Origin of the sequence: Terrimonas sp., assembly GCF_003075435.1 — a bacterium.
GTDB lineage: Bacteria > Bacteroidota > Bacteroidia > Chitinophagales > Chitinophagaceae > Agriterribacter.
In genome coordinates this window covers 19779-40672 of record NZ_QCZJ01000012.1, presented here as the reverse complement: position 1 = coordinate 40672, position 20894 = coordinate 19779, and the positions used below count along the sequence as shown (strand labels likewise).

The following is a 20894-nucleotide window of genomic DNA, read 5'->3' as shown; positions in this document are numbered from 1 at the left end:
CGCTTCTCATTGACACGACTCTTTCGGGCATAATTATTTATCTAATCTTGCATCTGAATTTTTATTATTTCATGCAATTATTTCAAATCGATATAGACAAACATCATGCTGTTAAATGTAGTTTATTTGATGCTATAAGCTCAGATAAAATTATAATTATAGTATCCGCCGCTGGGATATTGCAATCATTTTATAAAAAGCTTGCTGAAATTTTTCAAAAAAATAAGATTTCAACAATCACATTTGATTATACAGGCATTGGCAAATCTTTGAATAGAAATATCAAAAATGAAAATAGCAGCCTGACAAATTGGGGAAACAGAGATTTAGAAGCTGTAATTAACCATACCATTGAAATTTACCCTAATCATAACCTTATCCTCTTGGGCCATAGTATTGGCGGTCAATTAATCGGTTTAGCTCCATCGTCTTACAAGGCAGATAAAATTATTCTCGTTGCGGCACAATCTGGCTATTGGAAATTCTGGAAAGGAGCTAGTAGAATAAGAATGTGGGTAAATTGGTATTTGTTGGTTCCAGCACTAACAAAAGTATTCGGGTATTTGCCTTCTAAAAAATTGAGCAGGATGGAGAGCTTGCCTAAAAATGTTGCTGAAGAATGGGCTAAGTGGTGTAAGAGCAGCGATTACTTATTCCCTTATTTTTCTGACGGCGAACTTTACTTTGACCAAATAAAATGCAGCTTAACTTCTATAAGCATTGATGACGATTTTTTTGCTTCAAAAAAATCTGTTGAATGGCTGACTGCAAAATTTAAAAATGCAAAGATAAAAAGGCTGCACTTTTTTCCTGAAAATTTTAAGGCTTCAAAAATTGGGCATTTTTCATTGTTTACTGAAAAATTCAAGCATAGTGTTTGGAATATTTTATTAGAAGAAGCCCATAATTAAGAGAAAAGAAGCAACACAAATATTTTGGTTAAATAGTTAATGGCTACCCGATTCCTGTATTAAAGAAAAACCTCACACCCTTTTTAAGAAAAAATATGAATGCAAATAAAAATACGGCAAAGGCTGCCGGGTTTCTTTACCTCGCTGTTATAGTTACAGGAATGTTCAGCCTGGCTTATGTTCCGCAAAAGCTTATTGACTGGGATAGTGGAACAGCAACATTTTATAACATTACTGCTTCTCCTCTTTTATTCAGGCTTGGTATTTACAGCAGCGTAGTTTGCTATATGGCGTTTACATTTTTGCCCCTTGTTTTATACAAGCTTTTAAAAACTGTTAATGAGTTCCATGCAAGGTCAATGGTAATACTGGCATTACTGAGTGTGCCTTTGTCATTTAATAATTTACAACATAAATATGCCGCATTAACGTTCACCGGAAAAGAATCGTTTCTACATGATGTTTCAACAGAAAACTTACAAAGCAAACTAATGTTTTCTCTCCATCAGTATAACGATGGGCTTTTGCTTGCAACCGTATTTTGGGGACTTTGGCTTCTCCCATTCGGGTTACTGGTTTACAGATCAGGATTTATACCGAAGTTTTTAGGCGTTTTATTGGTGTTGGGTTGTGTTGGTTATTTGGTAAATTTTACCGGCAATACTTTATTTGAAAATTACTCCAAAGCAGGGATTGGAAAATATATGAGTATGCTGCCGGCAGCAGGAGAAATCTGTATATGTTTTTGGCTGTTATTTTTTGGTTCAAAAGCAAAGGCAAATGGAAAATAACGAAATGCAATTCGAAGACTTTAAAATCAATATCAAACTGAAGCTCTCAGCGCTTTGGACTTCGGTAATGTTTTTGTACATCTATGGTGATTATTTTGAATTATACGTTCCCGGAAAAGTACAAGGGCTGCTGAATGGGCAAAACATGTTGAGTACGCCTTACAAATTGCTTTTGGCAACAATTATTTTGGCACTTCCTTCACTCATGATTTTTCTTTCTCTTATGATAAAACCAAAATGGAATAGGGTTTTAAATATTTCAACTGGAATATTTTTAACCCTGTTCACTTTATTTGTAGGGGTTTCATCCTTTACTGAATGGAGAATGTTTTATGTAATGCTGGCTTTATTGGAAAGCGTCATTACATCAATTATAGTATGGAAGGCCTGGATCTGGCCAAAGAATTAATATTCCAATCACTTATTCATTTATATAACATATCCAAAACTTTAAAAAATGAAATTATTTAAACAGTCCCTTTTTATCGTATTCATCATGTTCCTTGCAACATCTTGCGAAAAATCAGATTCTGATACTGGTAATATTTATCCTAAACAAGTTTCTATTACTTATAAAGTAACGAGTACAACGACTAATTCTGCCACGCTCATTCAGTATAAAAATGAAAGTGGCCGGAATACGGATATTGTAAATCCTGCTTTACCATATTCTAAAACAATTACAAGAACTGTAAATAAAAATGATGTTTTGTCATTAGGTTATGGTACACATACGGCTCAAACCGTTAAATTAGAAATTATAGTAGATAACAATACTGTAAAATCCCAAGAGTTCCCATCTACTGCCGGGGCTATCATTTATGCTTTTGAATAATAATCCTTAAAAATAATATCATGCAAAAAAAATATTCGATAAGCCTGCTATTTGTTATGTCATTTTTTTATGGAACTCTCTTTGCCCATAATGAAAAAGAAATTTTCAATACCCAACAAACAAGTATTAAAAACTCTATTACTTCAGATTACAGTGATGATAAATTTACCTATGCCGAATTAGTTTTTCAAAGAGCTCTTGGACAAGATAAATTTTGGGTAACTGGAATCAATGTTTCTAAAGAGATAGGAACTGCGGTTTCGGTCTCTAAATACAGAGATGAAGCGATAGAAATAATTGGGAAAAACGGCTGGGAGATGGTAAGTACTCTTATCCGAAACTTCGATGGTGGGTTTGAAATCTTTTATTACTTCAAAAAGAAAATTATCTAATAAAGATTAAACTCAAAATAATTGTTCTAACATATCATTAGAAAATAATTTTTTCTACAAATACTTTAAAAAAAATGAAACAACTTAGCACATCTCTTTTTATCGCACTAATCATTTTATTTGCAGCATCTTGCAAAAAATCAGATTCCGATACAGATAATACTTATCCTAAACAAGTGAGCATTACCTACCGTGTTAGCAGCACAACAACGAATAATCTGGTATCCATTACCTATGATAACGAAACCGGAGGACAGACTACTGTCAACAATCCATCATTACCATTCACGAAAACCATCACAAAAACTGTAAACAAAAACAATATTATAACACTTGGATATTTTGTCAATCCCCCTCAAACCGTAAAACTGGAAATACTAGTCAACAATCAGGTTGTAAAATCTCAGTCATACAGCGATCCCAATTCTGCAATGTCATACACTTTTCAATAACAAAGAAAGTAGTGAGTAACGTTAAAACAATAAAGTAAATAGTATGAAAAAATTATTCTCAGTTTATTTAACTGTAATAATCCTGTCAGTATTCTCATTCTCTTGCACTAAGGAAAGGTATATTGGTGAACCTGGAAATCTGGTTCCAAAAACTACAATGGAAGATGCTAATCTTCCGTCAATAACCGTAAATGGTGCAAAGCTGCATTCAGAAGCTTTTGGTGCAAAAGACAGTACATTGATTATATGTATTCATGGTGGCCCAGGTGGCGACTACCGTTATATGCTCAATTGCAAAACTCTTGCAACAAAAGGCTATCGTGTTGTTTTTTACGACCAGCGAGGTGCAGGTCTTTCTCAACGATTTTCAAAAAGTTGGTATAAAACCCAAGGCAGTGATGCCATTAATAAAATTTTTTATGATGAATTAAAAGGCGTGATAGCTCATTATAAAACATCTGGTTCGCAAAAAGTAATTCTATTAGGGCAGTCGTGGGGAGCAATGCTAGCTACCGGCTACACCGGTAAATACCCAAACGAGATAAATGGCCTAATTGTAGCCGAGCCGGGTGGATTAAAATGGGACGATGTGGTTGACTACGTTTCCGAATCAAGGTCGTTCAAGTTGTGGAGTGAAACTTTAAATGATGCTACATATATTGACCAGTTTATAAGTGGTAAAGAAGACCAGCACGAAATCTTAGATTATAAAGCTGGCCTGATGGGTACTACAAATGCAATAGTTGGTGATGTTGGTTCAGATTTAGGCAATAATGCTCCATCTTATGTTGCATCCCGCAGTGGCGCCGTTGTTAATGCAGCATCGTATGAATTGGGGCAAGATACTAAGCCTGATTTTTCGGCAGGTATCAATAATTTTTCTACCAAAACACTTTTTATCTATAGCTCTAACAACAAAGCATACCCGGACAGTTGGGCAACAAAAATTTCATCAGTTTATCCTACCAAAGAAATTTTTAAAGCACAAGGCGTAGGTCATTCAGGAATGATAGACCAGGTAAATTTCTGGGCGACAACTATGGAGCCTAAAATTATTTCTTATATACAATCATTATAACAACACAAATGAAAACGATTACGCTTAAATCAATTATTATAATTGCTGCTTTCTCATTTTCTCAAAAAAAAATATATGCACAGGTTATAAACTGGAAAAATATTTCCAAACAAACCAAGCACCTGTTACATGCTAATGCAGGTGCAGAATATGGCATAACAACGGGCTTGGGTTATCATCACTTAATACCCATTAAAAAATTTCCTTTATGGATTGGGGGTGAATTCTCTATACCATCTGGAGATAAGTTCACAGATGATTTTAAAGTGAGGTTAGGTGCACAAATAAGGATTGCCGCATTCAATCATTTTCAATTTTCAGTGAGGGTACAAGGAATATCCAGGCGTTACCAGAATCAGTCGGTTACACTTTTCAATTTTGGAAGTGATTTCGCTGGCGCATTTGGTTATTATCGTAAACATTGGTTTTTGGGAGCTGAAGCAGGGTTTGATAAAGCCATTGTTACAAACTTTAAACATAGCGGGTGGTATAAAAAAAATATTTTCGAAAATGTGCAGGACGGCTGGTATGAGCCCGCAACCGGAGGTGATTTTTATTACGGGTTGCAAGGTGGCTTTTCTATGAAAAAAGCAGATATTACTTTGAAGTCCGGAAAAATTCTACAACAAGATTTTAAATCACAGCCATTGCTACCTTTTTATGGGCAATTGGGATTGAACTTCAAATTTTAAAACGAGAGTGTCTTTTCAACGTTACAGACACAGGTGAACAGCAGTAAGGAGATACCAATGTTTAACCCGGAACTAACTTCAGTTTCTGGATAAAACTATGCTACTGCCTCGCCCGCAGGCACTACCAATCCGTTGAGAATAATTCTACAAACAACCCTTTTAACTTTTACAAAAAAGTTAAAAAAGAAACAAAGATTAGTTGTAAAATTTGAGAATTGTATCAAAACGTATTATATGTTCGATACCATTTAAAAAATCATCTGCTATCCAATAGATGCCTGTAAATTTATCATCTGTAAGCACCGATAATACTGTTTTAGGTGTTGTAACTCAAAATTATCATTTTATTGATGCTCACGGTCTTTCTCCTCCTTCTAGCAACTTGAGCTATTTTAGATGTCAAATCACACCAATTCCTGTGAGTCTTCAGTGGTTTACAGGAATTGATGTTTTGCTCCTATGAATCACTCTTGTATTTACTTTTATCGCTACGCTTTTCCCGGCAATATTTTAGCCCAGTACAGCCAGGGCAAAATATATTTCTTCAATATGTACATACTCCATCTCTCTTTGCTCTGATCAAAAGGAAAAGTTTCCTGAGGTTTATTGTCGTAATCAAATTCTGCCAGCACCAGTTTCCCATAACCGGTTACCAGCGGGCAACTTGTGTAGCCATTATATTTAGCTGTGAGCGGTTGATTAGCAACGGCTGAAAGGATATTTTCAACAACAACTGGCGCTTGTTTTCTTATGGCCGCGCCGGTTTTGCTGGTGGGTAAAGCAGCGGAATCTCCCAGTGAAAAAATATTAGGGTAACGTTCGTGTTGCAAGGTATATTTATCAACATCAACCCAGCCTGCGGCGTTTGCCAGCGAACTTGATCTGATAAAATCAGGAGCACTTTGCGGAGGAGTAACGTGTATCATATCAAAGTCCACTATATATTCCTGGTCTTTATTGCTTTCACCAAACCCAACAAATGTTGCTTTTTTATTTGGACCATCTATCTCAACAAGTTTTACAAAAAAATGAAAGCCTACTTTCGCCTTTTCACAAACCTTCAATAAAGTTTTTTCATATTTTGGTACGCCAAACAGCCGGGTTCCGCCACTCCAGTATTCTATTTGAGCTTTTTCCAATACTCCATGTTTTCTGAAATAATCTGCCGCCAGGTACATTATTTTATGGGGCGCTCCGCCGCATTTTACCGGGGTATGGGGGTTGTAAAAGATGGCTTTGCCTCCTTTGAAGTTTTTGATACATTCAAAAGTGTAGGGTGCGTAATCAAAACTATAGTTAGAGCAAACATTGTTTTTACCTAATGTTTCTTTCAGCCCTTTTATTTCATCCCAGTTAAGTTGTATGCCTGCAGCTACAATTAAATAATTATACTGAACAGCATCTCCATTATCAAGCTGTACAGTATTTTGTTCAGGCGAAAATCCCGTTACATGCTGCCGGATCCACGTAACTCCTTTGGGCATCACATCCGCTTCATTGTGTTCAGTGTCCCGGATATTAAATACACCCGCTCCAACCAAAGTCCATGCTGGCTGATAATAATGCTTTGTAGCTGCATCTATTACAGCTATATCCAGTTTTTTATTTTTTAAAAGAAGTTTTGCCGCAACAGAAATTCCTGCGTTTCCACCACCAACTATAACTATCTGATGTTTGTAAAACATATGGCACTGATTTTATTTTTTACATAGTTAGTTTAATAAGGTATGATATGTGACATTAATCACTATAAAAAATTATTATAACTGTGCATGAATGTTGCTGCTCAGATTATAGCTATTTAAAAAATTATTTTGTATCCAAAGGTGATCATCGTCAATATTCATGGTAATATCTGTCATGTGTATGTGTAACTAAACATACATAAGCTGGTTATGAATTGCGGACTTTTGATGTAAAGAGATTTTATATGATAACACAGCAATGCAAAACAAGATGTCCCTGAGGAATGTACAGGGAGCACAACGATTGACTTAAAAAATATTTTTAATTTTTCAAACCACTGATCATGAAAATTGAACAAATTTATACAGGCTGTCTTGCAGAAGCGGCATATTATATTGAAAGCAACGGCGAAGCGCTTATTATTGATCCGCTTAGGGAAACAGCGCCTTATATTGCAAAAGCCGGAAAAGACAATGCTACCATCAAATATATTCTTGAAACCCACTTTCATGCAGATTTTGTTAGCGGACATATAGAGCTTGCAAAGAAAACCGGTGCAACAATTGTGTTTGGTCCGACTGCAGCTCCGGGTTACAATGCTTATATAGCTAAAGATGACGAGGAATTGAAACTCGGAGATGTAACGATAAAAGTATTGCACACTCCGGGACATACAATAGAATCTACCACGTATTTATTAAAAGATGAAAAAGGAAAAGATATTGCCATATTTACCGGCGACACATTATTTATTGGAGATGTAGGAAGGCCGGACCTCGTTCAAAAAGTAAAAGCGGAAATTACGCCTGATTATCTGGCAGCGTTATTGTTTGATTCTTTGAGAAATAAGATCATGCCGCTTGCCGATGATGTGATTGTTTATCCGGGGCATGGTGCCGGCAGCGCATGTGGTAAAAACATGAGTAAAGAAACTACCGATACCTTAGGTAATCAGAAAAAATTCAATTACGCGCTTCGCGCTGATATGTCAAAAGAAGAATTTATCAAAGCGGTTACAGACGGGCTGGTTGAACCACCGCAATATTTTCCTTATAATGTATTGATGAACCTCAAAGGCGGTATACCGTCTGTTGATGATGTCATTAAAAAAGGTACCACGCCACTTACACCTAAAGATTTTCAACTGGTGTGGGAAACAGAAGAAGCGCTGGTTATTGATACCAGAAGCAAGGATGTGTTTGCTGCTGAATTTGTACCCGGCGCTGTCTTTATTGGTCTTGATGATAATTTTGCTCCCTGGGCTGGTGCTTTAATTACAGACCTGAAGCAACCTATTTTATTGATTGCAGAAAAAGGCCGCGAAGAAGAGGCCGTTATCAGGCTATCGAGGGTTGGGTATGACAATACACTGGGATATCTTGAAGGAGGAATAAAAGCATGGAAAGAAGCAGGCTTTGATACCGACAACATTCCTGAGATAACTGCAACAGACTTTGCGGAACTATATGCAAAAGATAAAACAATACACCTGCTGGATGCCAGGAAAGAAAGTGAATTTACCAGCCAGCATATTAAAGGCGCTAAAAATTTTCCACTGGATTTTATTAACAGCAATATGGGGATGCTGCAAAAAGATAATAAATACTATATCCATTGCGCCGGTGGATACCGTTCACTTATTACCACCTCTATCTTAAAATCACGGGGCTTTGATGTGGTTAATATTAAAGGAGGGTTTAAAGCCTTAGGCGCAACAAAACTTGAGAAAACAGCATATAAAGCGCAGGCAACCATGCTTTAATATTTGAACAGGTTGTATGGCGAACTGGTTGTCATTTGTGGCAGCCAGTTCTTTTATGGACAGGTGATAAAAGTTACATCCTCTGTTATGAAGTATAAATACTTTTACAAAAAAATAATAATGACTACTATAAAATTAACAACACAGGATTTTAAGGATAATATATTTAATTATAGCGAAGGTGAAGACTGGAACTATAAGGGCACACTCCCGGCTATTATAGATTTTTACGCAGACTGGTGTGGTCCTTGCAAAATGGTTGCCCCGGTTTTAGAAGAGTTGTCTAAAGAATATGACGGGAAATTACTCATTTATAAAGTAGATACTGAGGCAGAGCAGGAACTGGCAGCCGTTTTCGGCATTCGCAGCATACCCACTTTTTTGTTTATCCCTGTAAATGATCAGCCCGTAATGCAGCCGGGTGCATTACCTAGAAATATATTTAAGCAAATCATTGAAGAGAAACTGGTCGTAAGTACCCAGGCCTGACAAAGTAATCACCATACTTAAACTTTTTAATGAAAACGCTCCTTTTTAAAAGGGAGCGTTAAATTTTTATTTTACACCGAAAAGGTGACTATTATCACTTAAGTACAGATCGGCACAGGTTATTTTGCCTGCTTCAGCATTAAATATTTACAATGACAAAGCAATTCTGGGATCAGCGATATACCGACAATGAAACCTTATATGGTAACAAGCCTAATAATTTTTTTAAACTTTTTATTGACCTTCATAAGCCCGGTACCTTATTGCTTCCTGCCGAAGGAGAAGGACGCAATGCAATATATGCCGCAAGCAAGGGGTGGCAGGTGGATGCATTTGATTATAGTGAAGTAGCCAAAGCAAAGGCGCTGGCAAACGCTAAAGTTGCAAACGTGCATATTAATTATTGGGTAGCCGATATTGATGCCTTTAAAGCAACAAAGCAATACGATGCCGTTGCGCTTATTTACACACATGTACCCCCGGATATCCGGAAAAAATTTCACGCGGAAATGATGAAATCATTAAACTCCACCGGTTTTTTAATATTGGAAGCATTTGGAAAAGAGCAGTTAGCTTTATCATCCGGCGGCCCAAAAGACGAAGCAATGTTGTACGATGCACCCTCGCTGTGTAATGATTTCCGGCTTTTGCATATATTGAATTGTGAACAGAAGCACGTTTTTCTCGAAGAAGGAAAATTTCATTACGGTGAAGCTTCAGTGCTGCGATTAAGCGGTCAAAAATTGTAATCATTGATAAGTAATACTTTTGTACGGAAAATATAAATCGGTATATCACACTATGAATGATCAGAAACAATTCCACGAACTTTTTCCCAATCTTGAAGAAGGTTTGTATGAAGAACTGATGCAATACGGAGATATAAAAGAAGTTCCTGCCGGAACGGCATTGCTTAAAGCCGGGCAAACCATACGGTCAACAATGCTGGTATTGGATGGTATTGTAAAACTATACCAGGAAGATGATGAGGGTAATGAGTTTTTCATGTATAACCTGCAGCAGGGTCAGGCCTGCGCAGTGTCGATGATCTGCACATACCAGCAGGAAAAAAGCCAGGTAACCGCTAAGGCAATGACAGATGTGGTATTGCTTACCATTCCGCTGGAGTATATGGACAAATGGTTGAGCAAGTACAAGAGCTGGCATTATTTTGTAATTAAAACCTATCGCTCCCGGTACGAAGAACTGTTGAAAACCATTAATGAAATTGCTTTTAAAAACATGGACGAACGCCTGGAGTTTTATCTTAAAAAGCAGGTAAAGCAATTTGGAAAGCATGTAAAACTTACCCACCAGGAAATAGCAACTGATCTCAATTCCTCAAGAGAGGTTATAAGCAGGCTGATGAAAAAAATGGAAAGAAATGGCTGGATCATTATCAATAGAAATTCTTTTGAATGGATAAAAGATTAAAGGGACTTTATTCTTAAAAATAGTCAATCAATTTTTTGTAAGTAACCATAATCACCGATAGAGCCATTTATACCTGCCATCTTTGCCGTATAAATTATAATACAGTATGGAAATAGCAGGTTACTTAGCATCGCTGATCATAGGCATTTCGTTAGGATTAATAGGAGGCGGAGGATCTATTCTTACCGTGCCGGTATTGGTGTATTTATTCCGTGTTCAGCCGGTTATTGCAACCGCATATTCACTTTTTATTGTTGGTTCAACCAGCCTTGTAGGCAGTTACCCCAAATATAAACTTGGACAGATCAATCTTAAAACAGCGCTCATTTTTGGTATTCCTTCTATTGCGGCGGTATATGCCACAAGAGCGTTCATTGTTCCGGCAATACCCGAAAATATATTTACAATAGGCAGCCTGGTTGTAACAAAATCATTGTTGATGATGCTGCTTTTTGCAGTGCTTATGGTATTTGCATCAGTATCTATGATAAGAGATAAGAAAGAGCCGGTTGAAGCAGGAGCGGAAGAGCAGAAGTTTAACTACCCGGTCATATTATTCGAAGGATTAGTGGTTGGAACACTTACCGGGCTGGTAGGCGCCGGTGGCGGTTTCTTAATCATACCCGCACTGGTATTACTCAGTAAATTACCCATGAAGCAGGCTGTTGGTACATCGCTGTTAATCATCGCAGCAAAATCATTAATTGGTTTTACCGGCGATCTTGGTAAAGAAACAATGAACTGGTCATTACTCTTAACAGTAACAGGACTTGCCATTGTCGGGATATTCATCGGAAATAAATTGAGCGGCAAAGTGTCTGCAGGGAGTCTTAAAAAAGGATTTGGCTGGTTTGTACTGGTAATGGGCATTTACATTATAGTAAAAGAATTATTCTTTCCCGGAACAGGTGGAGGACATTAATTATAAAAAATTATTTAATCTTTAAAACAATGACAATATGGAACAAATAACTATGATGCCACGTATTGGAGATAATGCTCCGGATTTTGAAGCGATAACAACTATTGGTAAACTTACATTTTCTGAATATAACAAAGGTAACTGGGTGGTATTATTTTCTCACCCTGCAGATTTTACTCCGGTATGTACTACAGAAATGAGTGGCTTTGCAAAAGAAATGAAATTTTTCGGCGACCATAATACAAAATTGATAGGACTTAGCATTGATAGTATTCACTCGCATATTGCCTGGGTAAACGCGGTATATGAAAAAACAGGCGTACTATTTGAATTCCCGATCATAGCAGATATTGATATGCGCGTAGCTAAACTGTATGGTATGCTGCAACCCGGTGAAAGTGAAACTGCCGCTGTAAGAGCCGTATTTATTATTGACCCCAAAGGTAAAATAAGGTTAATAATGTATTATCCTATGAATGTGGGACGTAATATGGAAGAAATTAAACGTACATTGGTAGCACTGCAAACTTCGGATGAAAATAAATGCGCTATGCCGCTTGACTGGAAGCCCGGAGATAAAGTAATTGTAGGTGCACCAAAAACACTTGAAGCCCTGGCTGAAAGAAAGAAAAGCAACCTCGAAATGGTAGACTGGTACCTGGCAAAAAAATCTTTAGCATAATCATTTTTTATTCAAAATATGGTGTGTGACTTATGTCATCTATGATTGAATAAAACTATAGGATATTTGCAGTATAACTTTAAAAAGTATAAAAATGAAAATAGAACAGATATATACGGGATGTTTAGCACAGGGTGCTTACTATATTGAAAGTGACGGAGAGGCGGTGATCATTGACCCTTTACGCGAAGTGCAGCCCTATATTGACAGGGCTGAGCGCAGCAATGCCAAAATAAAATATGTGCTGGAAACACATTTCCATGCAGATTTTGTATCCGGCCACCTGGATCTTTCAAAGAAAACGGGAGCTCCTATTGTATACGGACCTAATGCAAAGCCTGCATTTGATTTTTACGCAGCAAAGGATGGTGAGGACTTAAAAGTTGGTAAAGCAACGATCAAGGTTTTACACACTCCCGGACATACTATGGAAAGCACCTGTTATTTATTAAAAAATGAAAATGGCAAAGAGGTAGGTTTATTTAGCGGCGATACATTATTTATTGGAGATGTTGGTCGTCCTGATCTTGCACAAAAAGTAAAGTCCGATTTAACACAGGATAAACTTGCCGGATACTTGTTTGATTCGTTGAGAAATAAAATTATACCGCTGGCAGATGATATTATTGTATATCCTGCACATGGCGCAGGCAGCGCTTGTGGTAAAAATATGAGTAAAGAAACCACAGATACGTTGGGGCATCAGAAGAAAACGAATTATGCCTTACGCCCTGATATGACAAAAGAAGAATTTGTTAAAGAGGTAACTACCGGGCTTGTAGAACCTCCAGCTTATTTCCCCCTGAATGTTATGATGAATATACAGGGATATGAAAGCATTGATAAAGTACTGGAAAGAGGTTTGCATGCCATGTCGCCCGATGCGTTTGAAACCGCTGCCAATGAAACGGGGGCTTTAATGCTTGACGTTAGGGCAGCTCAGGATTTTGCAAAAGGATTTATTCCTAACTCAATCAATATAGGTCTTGAAGGATCATTTGCTCCCTGGGTGGGAGCTATGATACCAGATATTAAACAGGAAATATTGCTGATTTGTGAGCCAGGTACTGAAGAAGAAGTGGTAACACGATTAAGCAGGGTGGGATACGATTATGTTATTGGTTACCTGGAAGGTGGTTTTGAATCATGGAAAAAAGCCGGTAAAGAGGTTGATGAGATTAAAAGCATTAGTGCAGGTGAGCTGGCTGATTTGCAGGCAAAAGATCCTTCATTACCCATACTTGATGTGCGTAAAAAGAGCGAATACCTGAGCGAGCATATAGTAAATGCAGAAAATGCGCCACTTGACTTTATTAATGATTCGATGAGCATGATAGACAAAAACAAAACATACTATGTGCATTGTGCGGGGGGATATCGCTCCATGATATTTAACTCCATACTCAGAGCAAGGGGATTTGATAACCTGGTTGACGTAAGAGGTGGTTTTAAAGCGATCAAAGAAAGCAATCGCCTTAAAGTTACAGATTATGTTTGCCCATCTACCCTATTATAAAACAGTTTTAAATTTTAAGCAATGACACTTAAAGAAATAACCGCGGACCCCGCAGCAAAATTTGTTGATGTAAGGTCGCCTATGGAATTTAATAGCGGGCATGTTGGCGGTGCTGTAAATATACCCCTTGATGATTTTGTATTCAGATACAAGGAAATTGACGGACTTGGAAAAACGCCTGTAATTTTTTATTGCCGCAGCGGCAACAGGAGCTCCCGGGCAGTGGAATATCTGAATAGTATTGGCATTAAGAATATATACGATGGCGGTGCTATCAGCGATTTAGTAACTTATTTAAACTGATACCATGTTAGGAATAATTAAAAAGTTGTTTGGCGTGGGTAATAATGTTGATTATAAAGCATTACTAAGCCAGGGAGCGATGATTGTAGATGTAAGAACACCCGGAGAGTTCAGGAGCGGGCATATTAAGGGTGCTATAAATATTCCGTTGGATGAAGTAAAAAGCAGAGCTGTAGAATTGAAGAAAAAAAACAAACCCGTTATTACCTGCTGCCGCAGTGGAAACAGGAGTGGTATGGCAAAAAGTATGCTAACTTCAGCAGGCGTGGAATGTTATAACGGTGGTGCATGGAATGTATTAAATCATAAAATAGTATAAGTTATGAAAGCATTATTAGCTACAGGCTGGAGTTTTATGCGTGTACTCAGGGTAGGAATGGGGATCGCGGCTTTGATATTTGCATTTAAAGATCATGATTATATACTTGGTATAGCTGGTGGTCTTTTATTAACAATGGGAGTGATGAATATCGGATGCTGCGGCGTTAACGGATGTAGTGTAAATACTCGTTCTGCAAAAAAGAGTTCTGCAAAAAACGGGGAAGAAGAAATAGCATTTGAAGAAGTGGTATAATATGTATAGCCGGCAGGAGATATTGGTGAGCTATAAATACTTTACAAACTGAAAGGAATGAATAGTATTGATCGTAAGAAACATTGGGAGAACATTTATCAAACAAAGCAATTGAACGAAGTGAGCTGGTATCAGCCTACACCAGAAACCTCGCTCGATTTTATAAAACAATTTAACCTCCCCGTTACGGCAAAGATTATTGATATAGGTGGTGGCGACAGCTTTTTGGTCGACCATTTACTTGACATGGGTTACCAGGATATTACAGTACTCGACATTTCGCAGGTAGCCATTGACAGGGCAAAACAACGGCTCGGAGTTAAATCTAAAAAGGTAAAGTGGATTGTTGCAGACGCGGCTGATTTTAAGCCGGCAGAGCAATACGACTTCTGGCACGACAGGGCCGCGTTTCACTTTTTAACGAGTGAACAGGATATATCCAATTATATTACAACAGCAAAACAATATATACATCCGTCAGGTATATTGGTTATTGGTACTTTTTCTGAGCAGGGCCCAAAAAAGTGCAGCGGAATTGAAATAAAGCAGTATTCAGAAACAACGATGACCAGCCGTTTAAAAAATTTTTTTGAAAAAATAAAATGTATAACCGTTGATCATAAAACACCGTCAGGCGCTATACAAAATTTTGTGTTTTGCAGTTTTAGAAAACTACAGGCAGCCTGAACAGTCCTGGTAGTAATTGGTAAGTATAATAATTTTTAAGACCGTTATATATGTTTAAATCAATTTTTTTGTCAGCAATTATGTTCATGAGTGTATTGGTTGCTTTTTCTCAAACTAAAACAAAAACTGCAAATAAGAAAGGAGAAATGGAATGTTGTAAAAATCATTCCATGCAGCAGTGCAGCCATGATGGTATGCATAAAAAAACAAAGCACCAGGTTGTTATTCAGCTTACCAGCGGCGATACGCTTGTTTGGAAAGCGGTAATGAATAACCTGAAGCATTTAAAAGAAGCATGGGGCGATAGCGTTGCTATTGAGGTAGTGGCGCATGGGCCTGGCATAGATCTTCTTCTATCCGCTAAAACAACACAACAAAAAGAAATCGCTGGGTTTAAAAACCAGGGCGTTGTTTTTATGGGCTGCGCAAATACACTTAAAGCAAGAAACCTGACTAAAGAAGCGCTGATACCTGAAGCCGTTGCTGTGCCCAGTGGAATTGGTGAAGTAATTATGAAGCAGGAAGAAGGATGGAGCTATCTTAAAGCAGGATTTTAAATAGTAATGACATACAAAGCGATTATACAACTAATGAGCGGCGATGAAGCAGTGATAAAAAGCATGGCTTCACAGATCAGTAACTTGCGAACAGCGTTGGATAATAACGTTGAAGTGGAATTGGTTTGTCATGGACAGAGCGCTGATTTTGTAGTAAACGCGGGAAATAAGTGGGGTGATATTATTCAAAAGCTTTTATCAATGAGTGTAAAAATAGTAGCCTGCGAAAACATGCTTAAAGCAAGAAATATTTCTGCAGTACAATTATATCCCGGAATAAAAACAGTGCCTGCCGCCATTGCAGAACTTGTGATAAAACAACAGGAGGGATGGAGTTATATTAAGGCAGGGTTTTAACCTCCGCAATTATTTTATTTCCAGCTATTAAACAGGTATCGTCTTAAAGGAAATTCTGCTGAATTGTAATAGTATTCAGCATAAGGAGCCTTGTTTCTAGTTATAAGCTTTTCAAAAGCTAATAACCCTGTGCAAATTGTTGTATAGGTATAAATAATCTTCAGTAGAATGAGAAGAAAAGGTATTAAATATATTGTTCTGGCAATTGTCTTTTTAATGATTCGGGGAAATGTATATGCGCAGCAAGAAACAGATAACCCGGATTCCGCAACACATGCAAATATATCTGCCGCCGACACAAGTTCTTTTTTAAATGCATTTAAGAAAGGGCATTTTCATGGTAACTTCCGGTATTTTTTTATGGCTTCAGATAATAAGCCTGGCTTAACTGATTATTATGCCAACGCTATTGGTGGTGGTATAAAATATGAAACTGCTTCGTATAAAGGATTTCAGTTCGGTGTGGGCGGTTATTTTATTTTTAATATCGGTTCGTCTGATCTTACGAAACCCGATCCCAAAACAGGGCAGCCTAATCGTTATGAAATTGGTTTGTTTGATATTCAGGATCCCGGCAACAAAAACAATATAGACAGGCTGGAGGAATTGTATATAAAATATAGCTGGAAAAAATCGCATCTTGCTTTTGGCAAACAACTGATCAACACGCCCTTTATCAATTTGCAGGATGGACGTATGCGCCCTACGGAAGTTGGTGGGGTATATGGTGAAGTAAATGATATTAAAAACACAAAGATTGAGGGAGGATTTATTTACCAAGTATCTCCCAGAAGTACCGTAGAGTGGTTTAAAGTTGGGGCATCTATTGGCGTTAATCCCCAGGGTGTAAATGCTGAAGGAGGAAAATCTGACTATGCAGGCAACCTGAAAAGTAAAGGCATTGTCCTTCTCGGAATAACGCATGCCATCAACAATAATCTTTCATTTAAAGTATGGGATGTGTTTGTTGAAAATATATTCAATACAACACTTTTGCAGGCGGATTTTTCCTATCCGCTTTCAAAAGAGAACAGCCTTACGGCAGGCTTGCAATATATACGACAGGATGCAATAAAAGATGGAGGAAACAGTATTGCTTCAAAAGCATATTTCGATAAAAACGGCAAATCAAATGTATGGGGAGCAACAGCAGGCTGGAAAAATAATCACTGGCAGGCTTCGGTTAATTATACACGTATAACAGATGATGGCAGATTCCTTATGCCCAGGGAATGGGGGCGGGAACCATTGTTTACTTTTTTGCCCAGGGAAAGAAATGACGGCTTTGGAGATTTGAATGCCTATCTTGTTAAAGCTGCTTATAATATACCCAAAGGATTTTTAAAACTGGAAACCGGGCTGGGCTATTATGACCTGCCTGAAATAAAAAATTACGCGTTGAATAAATACAGCATACCATCCTATGTTCAATTTAATTTTGATGCAGTATACTCCTACAAAGGTCTGTTAAAGGGCCTGGAAACCCACTTTCTCTTTGTTCATAAATGGAGAAAAGGGGATACCTATGGTAATGATAAATATGAGATTAATAAAGTTAACTTCAGCTTATGGAATCTTATATTCAACTATAACTTTTAAAGATCAGGAAATACCAATCAAGAAAGAACATACAGGCTTATCCCTTTTTTTGAATAAAATAAGTTGGGTGATTAAAGTCACCCTGTAAGGAAATGATATATTTAAATTGCATTAAAAAATGAAACCAATTTATTTTGTTTCCCTGCTTGTTATCAGTGTATATAGTTGCGGCGGCAGTATTAACAATACAACAGCGGTTAACAAAGGTATTGAAGCAATATTTTCCGGAACGGGGAATAATCTTCCCGGGCTCAGTTTAAAAGATGTAAACGGAAACACTTTGAATCTTACAGATTTTAAAGGAAAGAAAGTATTTGTAAATATGTGGGCAAGCTGGTGTCCGCCGTGCCGTGCCGAAATGCCTTCTATTCAAAAGTTATATGAAAAAACTAAAGATAAAAATGTACAATTCGTAATGATTGCTCTTGATGACAATTTCAGCAAATCCATTTCATTTATGAAATCGGCCGGCTTATCCATACCAGCCTTTTATCCCAATGCTCAATTGCCTGCATTATTGAATGTTGAAGCTATACCTTCTACATTTATTTTTAATAAAAATGGTACACTTATTAAGCATATAGAAGGCGGAGATCATTACGATACGGAAGCATATGTGAAATTGCTTACACAATAAACCAGGTTTCTGTTTGCCCAAAATGTTAAACCGGCTTTTATTACCCTGGTGATTTTCATCACACAGCAAAAAAATTAGTTAACGCATTTTTGCACTCATAAAATACAGATAGAAAATGATGGAGTTTTTAAAGCAGCCCTGGCCCTGGTATGTAGCCGGTCCCATTATCGGGCTCATTGTTCCGGCACTATTGATACTTGGCAATAAGCATTTTGGTATATCTGCGAACCTAAGGCATGCCTGCGCCGCATGCTTTCCTGCTAATGTTAAGTTTTTTAAGTACGACTGGAAAAAAGAAGCGTGGAACTTCTTTTTTGTAGGAGGAATATTTGTGGGAGCAATTATCGCTTCACAATTATTAGCCAACCCTGAACCTGTAAAAGTCAATCCAAAGCTTGTTGCTGAAATAGGCAGCTATGGCATTAATGATTATAGCAGCATGGTGCCTAAACAAATATTCAGCCTCGAAAGTTTGTTTACACTAAGAGGAGTGATTCTGCTGATAGGCGGAGGCTTCCTGGTTGGGTTTGGTTCAAGATATGCCGGAGGCTGCACTTCCGGTCACTCTATTATGGGATTGAGTGATCTTCAATGGCCTTCTCTTGTAGCCACAGTAATGTTTATGGCCGGTGGATTTTTAATGGCAAATCTTATTCTGCCATTTATTATGAAATTGTAATTATCGTCACTTAATAAAAATAAGCAATGCAAACAGTATCTCAACATATATCATCAATTCAGCAACCGGTTGCTGAAACAAATACAACAGCAGTAAATGCAGATTTTGAAGTAAGATCGCTTGATACCATGTGTGTGAATGAATCTCACAAAGTTCACCCCTGGTGGTATAATTTTAAATACATGATTGTAGGCGCTGTATTTGGGATTGTATTTGTAAAGGCAGAGGTAATTTCCTGGTTCAGAATTCAGGAGATGTTCAGGCTTCAAAGTTTTCACATGTACGGAATAATAGGCAGCGCGGTAATAGTAGGAATGATCTCAGTATGGCTGATTAAAAAGTTTAACATAAAAACCATGTATGGTGAAAAAATAGAGTTTCATCCCAAAAAATTTAATAAAGGACAGATATACGGAGGACTTTTATTTGGCTTAGGATGGGCTATGACCGGCGCTTGCCCGGGACCGTTATTCGCGCAAATAGGAACAGGGGCATTCGTGGTAATTGTTGTATTGCTCAGTGCCATTGCCGGCACCTGGACTTACGGTTACTTCAGAGAAAAGCTTCCTCATTAGTAACTTCTTTGGATGGTTGATAAAAAAAGGTTCTCCCCCAATAAATGCCAGGAGAGCCTTTTTCTTTTTTTCTACTATATACTGTGTGCTGGAATGTTTTTAATATCGGTGAAGTAATGTGATATGTGTCACTTCGTACATAAGTTTTAATTATGAATTTTGCTGTGGTTTCATTAAGACAACAGTTAACTCCTACAGCAATAATAAAAAAATACTTCTTCGTTCAAAAGCTATATAACGATGAAATTGAATTACAAAGAAGATTGGCCGCTCTATTTGATTGTACTGGGAGTAATTACCATGATAGCAAAAGAAGCTGTCGAAGTGGTTCTTACCCCCTCAAAAAAAATGACCAGTGAAACAAATAAAAATGAATGGCATCAGCCAAGTCTTTACCTTGATAATGAGTTGAAAGGAGCAGACAGGGAAATGGTATTGTATGGCGAAAACCTGATCGCGAATACTTCATATTATTTTGGTCCTCATGGAACAATACAACCCATTACCAACGGCATGAATTGCCAGAACTGCCATTTGCAGGCCGGCGCCAGGGCATGGGGCAACAATTATGATGCGGTATTTGCTACTTATCCCAAGTTGAGAGACAGAAGTGGAAAATTAGAAACCATTGCCTCAAGGGTAAACGATTGTTTTGAGAGAAGCCTTAATGGGAAAGCTATAGATACATCATCAAAAGAAATGCAGGCGATAGTAGCTTATATAACATGGCTTGGGCATACCGTAAAGAAAGGAGATAAGCCGCCTGGTTCGGGCATAACGCAGCTGCCATATTTAAACCGGGCTGCTGATCCCGGAAAAGGCGCTGTTGTGTATGCGGAGAAATGCCAGACCTGTCATGGCAATCATGGAGAGGGTGTTGCGGAGGGAAGCGGATATGGCTATACCTATCCGCCATTGTGGGGAGACCATAGCTATAACACCGGCGCCGGCTTATTCAGAATTTCGAGATTCGCCGGTTATATAAAAGACAACATGCCTTTTAACCAGGCATCGCATCAATCGCCCGCATTAACAGATGAAGAAGCCTGGGATGTAGCGGCATTTGTAAACTCACAGCCAAGGCCGGTAAAAGACATCAGCCACGACTGGCCTGATATATCGAAAAAACCTGTTGATCATCCTTTTGGCCCTTATGCAGACGGCTTTTCTGAGCAGGAGCATAAATACGGGCCCTTTCAACCGATTGCTGATGCACGAAAAGTAAAATGAGTATATCTATGCCATATGTTTAATAGATATTTTCCGGCACGAGGATAGATAAAT

27 protein-coding genes are annotated in these 20894 nt (G+C 37.8%); 26 read left to right on the top strand and 1 reads right to left on the bottom strand.

Translation table 11 applies throughout. The annotated features are described in order from the left end of the window. Positions 1-71: 71 nt before the first annotated feature. The 8 genes from DC498_RS14060 to DC498_RS14025 all read left to right on the top strand — a co-directional run bounded on the left by DC498_RS14060 (position 72) and on the right by DC498_RS14025 (position 5151). A complete protein-coding gene (locus tag DC498_RS14060) occupies positions 72-911 on the top strand; it encodes an alpha/beta hydrolase family protein (RefSeq protein WP_116874808.1) in 840 nt (279 codons plus the stop codon). Positions 912-1006: 95 nt separating this feature from the next. Next, positions 1007-1702: a DUF4386 domain-containing protein gene (locus DC498_RS14055; protein WP_116874807.1), complete on the top strand. Its 696-nt coding sequence runs from the start codon at positions 1007-1009 to the stop codon at positions 1700-1702. Beyond that, positions 1692-2111 (top strand): DUF6326 family protein, encoded by a 420-nt coding sequence (locus DC498_RS14050; protein ID WP_206197621.1) that lies wholly within the window; start codon positions 1692-1694, stop codon positions 2109-2111. The genes DC498_RS14055 and DC498_RS14050 overlap by 11 nt, the downstream gene beginning before the upstream one ends. Before the next feature lie 48 nt (positions 2112-2159). Then, positions 2160-2537, top strand: coding sequence for a hypothetical protein (locus DC498_RS14045; protein WP_133176856.1), 378 nt, complete (start codon positions 2160-2162; stop codon positions 2535-2537). 20 nt (positions 2538-2557) lie between these two features. After that, positions 2558-2929 carry a hypothetical protein gene (locus DC498_RS14040; RefSeq protein WP_116874805.1) on the top strand — a complete coding sequence of 124 codons (372 nt, stop codon included), beginning with the start codon at positions 2558-2560 and terminating at the stop codon, positions 2927-2929. Between the two features lie 74 nt (positions 2930-3003). Continuing rightward, the gene (locus DC498_RS14035; protein ID WP_116874804.1) at positions 3004-3381 is read left to right on the top strand and encodes a hypothetical protein; all 378 of its coding nucleotides are present in this window, start codon (positions 3004-3006) and stop codon (positions 3379-3381) included. A gap of 43 nt (positions 3382-3424) precedes the next feature. Further along, the gene (locus DC498_RS14030) at positions 3425-4459 is read left to right on the top strand and encodes an alpha/beta fold hydrolase (RefSeq protein WP_116874803.1); all 1035 of its coding nucleotides are present in this window, start codon (positions 3425-3427) and stop codon (positions 4457-4459) included. 8 nt (positions 4460-4467) lie between these two features. After that, positions 4468-5151 (top strand): hypothetical protein, encoded by a 684-nt coding sequence (locus DC498_RS14025; protein WP_116874802.1) that lies wholly within the window; start codon positions 4468-4470, stop codon positions 5149-5151. A 488-nt stretch (positions 5152-5639) separates the two neighbouring features. Here the strand turns inward: DC498_RS14025 and DC498_RS14020 are convergent, their stop codons facing one another. Beyond that, the gene (locus DC498_RS14020; protein ID WP_116874801.1) at positions 5640-6836 is read right to left on the bottom strand and encodes an NAD(P)/FAD-dependent oxidoreductase; all 1197 of its coding nucleotides are present in this window, start codon (positions 6834-6836) and stop codon (positions 5640-5642) included. A 344-nt stretch (positions 6837-7180) separates the two neighbouring features. Between DC498_RS14020 and DC498_RS14015 the strand changes: the two genes are divergently transcribed. The 18 genes from DC498_RS14015 to DC498_RS13930 all read left to right on the top strand — a co-directional run bounded on the left by DC498_RS14015 (position 7181) and on the right by DC498_RS13930 (position 20840). Next, positions 7181-8599, top strand: coding sequence for an MBL fold metallo-hydrolase (locus DC498_RS14015; protein ID WP_116874800.1), 1419 nt, complete (start codon positions 7181-7183; stop codon positions 8597-8599). A 120-nt stretch (positions 8600-8719) separates the two neighbouring features. After that, entirely contained in the window at positions 8720-9088 is a 369-nt protein-coding gene (gene trxA, locus DC498_RS14010) for a thioredoxin (RefSeq protein ID WP_116874908.1), read from the top strand. 152 nt (positions 9089-9240) lie between these two features. Then, the gene (locus DC498_RS14005) at positions 9241-9837 is read left to right on the top strand and encodes a class I SAM-dependent methyltransferase (protein ID WP_116874799.1); all 597 of its coding nucleotides are present in this window, start codon (positions 9241-9243) and stop codon (positions 9835-9837) included. A 52-nt stretch (positions 9838-9889) separates the two neighbouring features. Further along, positions 9890-10522 carry a Crp/Fnr family transcriptional regulator gene (locus DC498_RS14000; protein ID WP_116874798.1) on the top strand — a complete coding sequence of 211 codons (633 nt, stop codon included), beginning with the start codon at positions 9890-9892 and terminating at the stop codon, positions 10520-10522. 106 nt (positions 10523-10628) lie between these two features. Continuing rightward, entirely contained in the window at positions 10629-11444 is an 816-nt protein-coding gene (locus DC498_RS13995; protein WP_116874797.1) for a sulfite exporter TauE/SafE family protein, read from the top strand. Positions 11445-11481: 37 nt separating this feature from the next. Further along, on the top strand, positions 11482-12126 hold the full coding sequence (locus tag DC498_RS13990) for a peroxiredoxin (protein ID WP_116874796.1): 645 nt from the start codon (positions 11482-11484) through the stop codon (positions 12124-12126). Positions 12127-12220: 94 nt separating this feature from the next. Continuing rightward, the gene (locus DC498_RS13985) at positions 12221-13642 is read left to right on the top strand and encodes an MBL fold metallo-hydrolase (protein WP_116874795.1); all 1422 of its coding nucleotides are present in this window, start codon (positions 12221-12223) and stop codon (positions 13640-13642) included. Positions 13643-13663: 21 nt separating this feature from the next. Further along, positions 13664-13945, top strand: a complete 282-nt coding sequence (locus tag DC498_RS13980) for a rhodanese-like domain-containing protein (RefSeq protein ID WP_116874794.1) — start codon at positions 13664-13666, stop codon at positions 13943-13945. Between the two features lie 4 nt (positions 13946-13949). Further along, positions 13950-14264 carry a rhodanese-like domain-containing protein gene (locus tag DC498_RS13975; protein WP_116874793.1) on the top strand — a complete coding sequence of 105 codons (315 nt, stop codon included), beginning with the start codon at positions 13950-13952 and terminating at the stop codon, positions 14262-14264. 3 nt (positions 14265-14267) lie between these two features. Continuing rightward, positions 14268-14519: a hypothetical protein gene (locus DC498_RS13970; RefSeq protein ID WP_116874792.1), complete on the top strand. Its 252-nt coding sequence runs from the start codon at positions 14268-14270 to the stop codon at positions 14517-14519. Positions 14520-14576: 57 nt separating this feature from the next. Beyond that, complete coding sequence (locus DC498_RS13965; protein WP_116874791.1) at positions 14577-15206, top strand: class I SAM-dependent methyltransferase; 630 nt, start codon at positions 14577-14579, stop codon at positions 15204-15206. Positions 15207-15274: 68 nt separating this feature from the next. After that, positions 15275-15763 carry a DsrE family protein gene (locus DC498_RS13960; protein ID WP_206197619.1) on the top strand — a complete coding sequence of 163 codons (489 nt, stop codon included), beginning with the start codon at positions 15275-15277 and terminating at the stop codon, positions 15761-15763. Positions 15764-15769: 6 nt separating this feature from the next. Beyond that, positions 15770-16120: a DsrE family protein gene (locus tag DC498_RS13955; protein WP_116874789.1), complete on the top strand. Its 351-nt coding sequence runs from the start codon at positions 15770-15772 to the stop codon at positions 16118-16120. Between the two features lie 168 nt (positions 16121-16288). Next, complete coding sequence (locus DC498_RS13950) at positions 16289-17719, top strand: OprD family outer membrane porin (RefSeq protein WP_116874788.1); 1431 nt, start codon at positions 16289-16291, stop codon at positions 17717-17719. Between the two features lie 118 nt (positions 17720-17837). Next, positions 17838-18356: a TlpA family protein disulfide reductase gene (locus DC498_RS13945; RefSeq protein WP_116874787.1), complete on the top strand. Its 519-nt coding sequence runs from the start codon at positions 17838-17840 to the stop codon at positions 18354-18356. 115 nt (positions 18357-18471) lie between these two features. Further along, positions 18472-19035, top strand: coding sequence for a YeeE/YedE family protein (locus DC498_RS13940; protein WP_116874786.1), 564 nt, complete (start codon positions 18472-18474; stop codon positions 19033-19035). 26 nt (positions 19036-19061) lie between these two features. Beyond that, the gene (locus DC498_RS13935; RefSeq protein ID WP_116874785.1) at positions 19062-19610 is read left to right on the top strand and encodes a DUF6691 family protein; all 549 of its coding nucleotides are present in this window, start codon (positions 19062-19064) and stop codon (positions 19608-19610) included. Positions 19611-19850: 240 nt separating this feature from the next. Beyond that, complete coding sequence (locus tag DC498_RS13930; protein ID WP_116874784.1) at positions 19851-20840, top strand: c-type cytochrome; 990 nt, start codon at positions 19851-19853, stop codon at positions 20838-20840. Positions 20841-20894: the final 54 nt, after the last annotated feature.